This window comes from Streptosporangium sp. NPDC049644, from assembly GCF_040675205.1.
In the GTDB taxonomy this organism is placed as follows: domain Bacteria; phylum Actinomycetota; class Actinomycetes; order Streptosporangiales; family Streptosporangiaceae; genus Streptosporangium; species Streptosporangium fukuiense.
Map to the genome: position 1 here is coordinate 1 of NZ_JBFAOJ010000177.1, position 3,404 is coordinate 3,404.

Sequence of the window (3,404 nt, forward strand, 5' to 3'; positions counted from 1 at the left end):
GGCGAGCACGTACGGGGAGCGCCTCGCGCAGCTCGCGACGAATGAGCATGGCTTCGAGTGGTGCATCCAGGTCGTCGACAACGGCGACGGCACCCGCACCCGGTACTGGGTGTGGGGCTCCCCAACGATCGGTAGCGAGGCTGCCAACCACAAGTTCATGGAGCCCGGCAACGTCCTGTCGTGGAGCGAGGACATTGATGCGCTCCGCGGCGGTACCGCCTTCCAGGTCCGCGGGGAGAGCATCAACGATGACGCGTCTACGACCAGTGAGCCGCTGGTGTCCACCGTCGCTCTCGCGCAAGCCCACATTGATGCGGGCTGGCCAGGTATCGACGTCACCGCGGACCGCTCTGGGGCATCGGATCAGGACACGTTGAACTCCTTCGCCGCCTGGTGGGCGGCGCATCGGGCGGGCACGGTGCGGGTGCATCAGGCGACGGTGCGACTCGCGCCGAACACCAGTTTCGGGCCGGGCAACCTCGGCGACTGGGTGACGATCATGCTGGTCAACCCATGGTGGCCCATCGTCAACGGCGTCGCGAGCTTCGCCAAGTCGTGGCGGGTCGTCGGCATGGCCTTCAAACCGCCGGCGAAAGGCTCCGGCCAAGAGGAATGCACCCTCGTGTTCGAAGAAGCAGAGGAGTCGTAGATGCCTGAGTACCCTGACGACATCCTCGCTGATATCGCTGGCATGCGGAAACAGCTAGGGCAACTGTTCGGGTCAGGTCAGCAGCGGCCACCGATCACACAAGCCTCTGCGGGGCTGATCATGCCGGATCGCACCTCGCCCACGCCGCCGGCCAGCGGTGTCCACTACTTCAGTAAGGACAACCGGCCCACCGCGATCACAGCCGATGGCGATGAGTATGACCTGGTGCCGATCCCGCCGCTGCGGGCACAGCCTGTGGATATCGCCGCGAACATGACGTCCGGCACGATCGGCGGCGCTCCGAACGCGGCCCAGTACAACGCCCTGTACAACGACGTGCGAGAAGTACGGGCCCAGCTCAACGCGCTGATCAACAGCCTGCGGGCCGCGGGCATCCTCCTCACCTGATCGGAGGCCCTCGTGCGGACCGCTTTGGCTTTCGAAGACGACGACCGACCCGATCACCTGCGGCGCGATGTTGCTGAGATACGCGACAGGCTCAACCGCCTGCTGGATGCGCTCCGCGCCAAGGGCATCGTCTCCTAAGACGCGCTACCCGGCGGCTTCGCGGGCGGCGCTTTCCCATATATCGGCTCCCCTCCGCCGATCAGCACCTACCAAGAGAGGCGGACCCCATTGGAGTGGGCGCAGATCCCGATCGTTCAGCTCGGGGCGGTCGGCGTCTTGCTGGCTGTGCTGTGGCTAGTGTTCACCGGGCGCCTCATCCCCAGATCAACACTCGAAGACGCTCGCAAAGACGCCGAAGCACGGGCCACGCAGGCAGAAAAAGACCGAGATGCGCGGGTCGCGGAAGCCGAGAAGGACTGCGGGCAGTGGCACGACCTCTTCGAACGAGAGCGTCAATCGCACGACATAACGAGGCAGGCGCACGCGGAGGAGATCCGGGCCGCTCTGCTCGCCTCCACAGAGGGCGCACAGGTCGCCGCCGCTCTACTGACCGAGATAAGAGCCCGGCAAGAGGCGAACCAATGACGCGACCAGGCGAGGATCGGCCCATTGATCAGGCCGCGGAGGATGTCGCTGACTCCCACCGCCGCGCGGAGCGGGAGCTCGCCGCTGCCCGCGAGTCCGCGAAACGCACCCTGTCGCTCGCCCGCCGGCTCCGGCGGCTGCGGGAGGCAAACGGGTTCGCGGAGTTGATGGATGACGCGTTTGGGGGCCGTCATGGTTGAGGTCCTCCGAGTAGCGGGTTCTGCCCTGGTGGTGGCGTCCGCTCTGCTGGCGGTCGCGTGCGTGGTTGCTCAGGCGTTGCTGGCCCGCTGGTGGCAGACGCCGAGCGGACGGCACGTGTTCGTGTTCCAGGGCGTGTTGGCAGCGTGCCTGAGCTTGTGGGCTGCCCGGCTGTTCTTCCCTGACGGGGACTGGTGGCAATTTGCCCGGCTGGTCGCGTTCGCGGGCGTCCCGGTAGTGCTCGCGTGGCGGCTGCAGATCATCATCCGGACCTGGCGCAGCAAGCGCCACGAGCGCGCGAAGGAGCCTCCTGATGGCTGATCCCCCCTACCCGTTCTCTGGCGAGAAGTCCGAAGCCGAGCTCGTCGCCGAGAACGTCGATACCCGCCCGTGGGGTCCGACTGAGCCCGACGAGGAGCAGATCCTCGCCGCCTTGTACGGAGCTCCTGACGAGGACGGCATCTACCAGGGAGGAGGTGAGACGCAGTGACTGCGGCGAAGATGCTCGCCGAGGCGCGCAAGAGCCTCGGCATGGCGGGCCGGCCCAACGTCATCACACGGGACTACGCCAGCCGTCACGGCTTCGTGTTCCTGCTGGCGCCCTGGTGTCAGATGAGCATCACCAAATGGGCGCGTGACTCCGGTAATGCTGGCCCGGTGCTACCGAATGGGGACCGCGCCTTCACGGTGTGGCACGCCGAGGACGGGGACCGGCTGGGGCTCTGGTACGCGGGCACGGTCGCGAACATTCGCAAGTACGCCGAGCCTGGAGCAATCGTCTACTTCGACTGGGGCGGAACGGATTCGATCCCGCATATCGATCATGTCGGCATCGTCGAGGTGAACTTGGGCGACGGCAGGATCCAGACGATCGAGGCGAACACCGGGAACGCGTGCAAGAGACGCATACGGGGGGCGGGCGTCATCGCTGGATTTTGGAACCCGCCCTACGCCAGCAAGCCGAAGGTCGAGAAGGACCCTACGGAGGTCATGGTGAAGAAGCTTCCGCTGCTCAAGCCCGGCGCGAAGGGCTCCCACGTCAAGACGGCGTTCTTCTTGCTGAAGGCGCGCGGCTACGCCAAGGACCTAGACCCCGCCGTCGTCGACCCCACGGTGTACTCGCCGCAGGTCGTCGCCGAGGTAAAGCGGATGCAGGGCGACAAGGGCATCACGAAGGACGGGGAGATCGGCGCCGGGGAGACCTGGCCGGCGCTGCTCGGCGTGTGAGTCGTGGACGTCGTGCACGCCTTGTTGTGGCCGTATCTGGCGAGGGTGGCTGCGCTGTGGCCTGACCTGCCGGAGACCGGTGAGGACGACGGGCCGATCCCCGGACTCGTGGATGACACCAACTGATCCGTCACTGAGAAGTGGTTCCAACGGAACGGCCTCTCAGTTGGAACTGATGGCCGCTGCTCCAACTCGACTTGGAGGTGGTCGTCGTGAGTCTGAATGCCTGGCCTCGCCGATGCCCCGCCTGCGACGGCGAGGCCGTCCGGGAGTTGTTCCGGATCGAGTCGGACCCCATCTTCCAGCCGGGCGGTGACCTCGCTGTGTACGCCTGCCT

Annotated in this window: 5 protein-coding genes and 1 pseudogene; all 6 read left to right on the forward strand. The window is 66.3% G+C overall.

Features of this window, described 5'->3' with window-relative positions; translation table 11 throughout:
• A pseudogene (locus AB0J58_RS43230) lies at positions 1-649 on the forward strand (hypothetical protein); the annotation flags it as partial.
• Positions 650-1,057 (forward strand): hypothetical protein, encoded by a 408-nt coding sequence (locus AB0J58_RS43235; RefSeq protein ID WP_357795865.1) that lies wholly within the window; start codon positions 650-652, stop codon positions 1,055-1,057.
• A 228-nt stretch (positions 1,058-1,285) separates the two neighbouring features.
• A complete protein-coding gene (locus tag AB0J58_RS43240; protein WP_357795868.1) occupies positions 1,286-1,642 on the forward strand; it encodes a hypothetical protein in 357 nt (118 codons plus the stop codon).
• Positions 1,643-1,834: 192 nt separating this feature from the next.
• Positions 1,835-2,161, forward strand: coding sequence for a hypothetical protein (locus AB0J58_RS43245; protein ID WP_357795870.1), 327 nt, complete (start codon positions 1,835-1,837; stop codon positions 2,159-2,161).
• The gene (locus tag AB0J58_RS43250) at positions 2,154-2,330 is read left to right on the forward strand and encodes a hypothetical protein (RefSeq protein ID WP_357795872.1); all 177 of its coding nucleotides are present in this window, start codon (positions 2,154-2,156) and stop codon (positions 2,328-2,330) included. The genes AB0J58_RS43245 and AB0J58_RS43250 overlap by 8 nt, the downstream gene beginning before the upstream one ends.
• On the forward strand, positions 2,327-3,067 hold the full coding sequence (locus AB0J58_RS43255; RefSeq protein ID WP_357795875.1) for a CHAP domain-containing protein: 741 nt from the start codon (positions 2,327-2,329) through the stop codon (positions 3,065-3,067). The genes AB0J58_RS43250 and AB0J58_RS43255 overlap by 4 nt, the downstream gene beginning before the upstream one ends.
• The last annotated feature ends 337 nt before the right edge of the window (positions 3,068-3,404 follow it).

What these genes read in the sequence shown, in the direction of transcription:
- AB0J58_RS43235 (WP_357795865.1), top strand. Translation starts at nt 650, where the DNA reads ATGCCTGAGTACCCTGACGACATCCTCGCTGATATCGCTGGCATGCGG.
- AB0J58_RS43245 (WP_357795870.1), top strand. Translation starts at nt 1,835, where the DNA reads ATGGTTGAGGTCCTCCGAGTAGCGGGTTCTGCCCTGGTGGTGGCGTCC.
- AB0J58_RS43250 (WP_357795872.1), top strand. Translation starts at nt 2,154, where the DNA reads ATGGCTGATCCCCCCTACCCGTTCTCTGGCGAGAAGTCCGAAGCCGAG.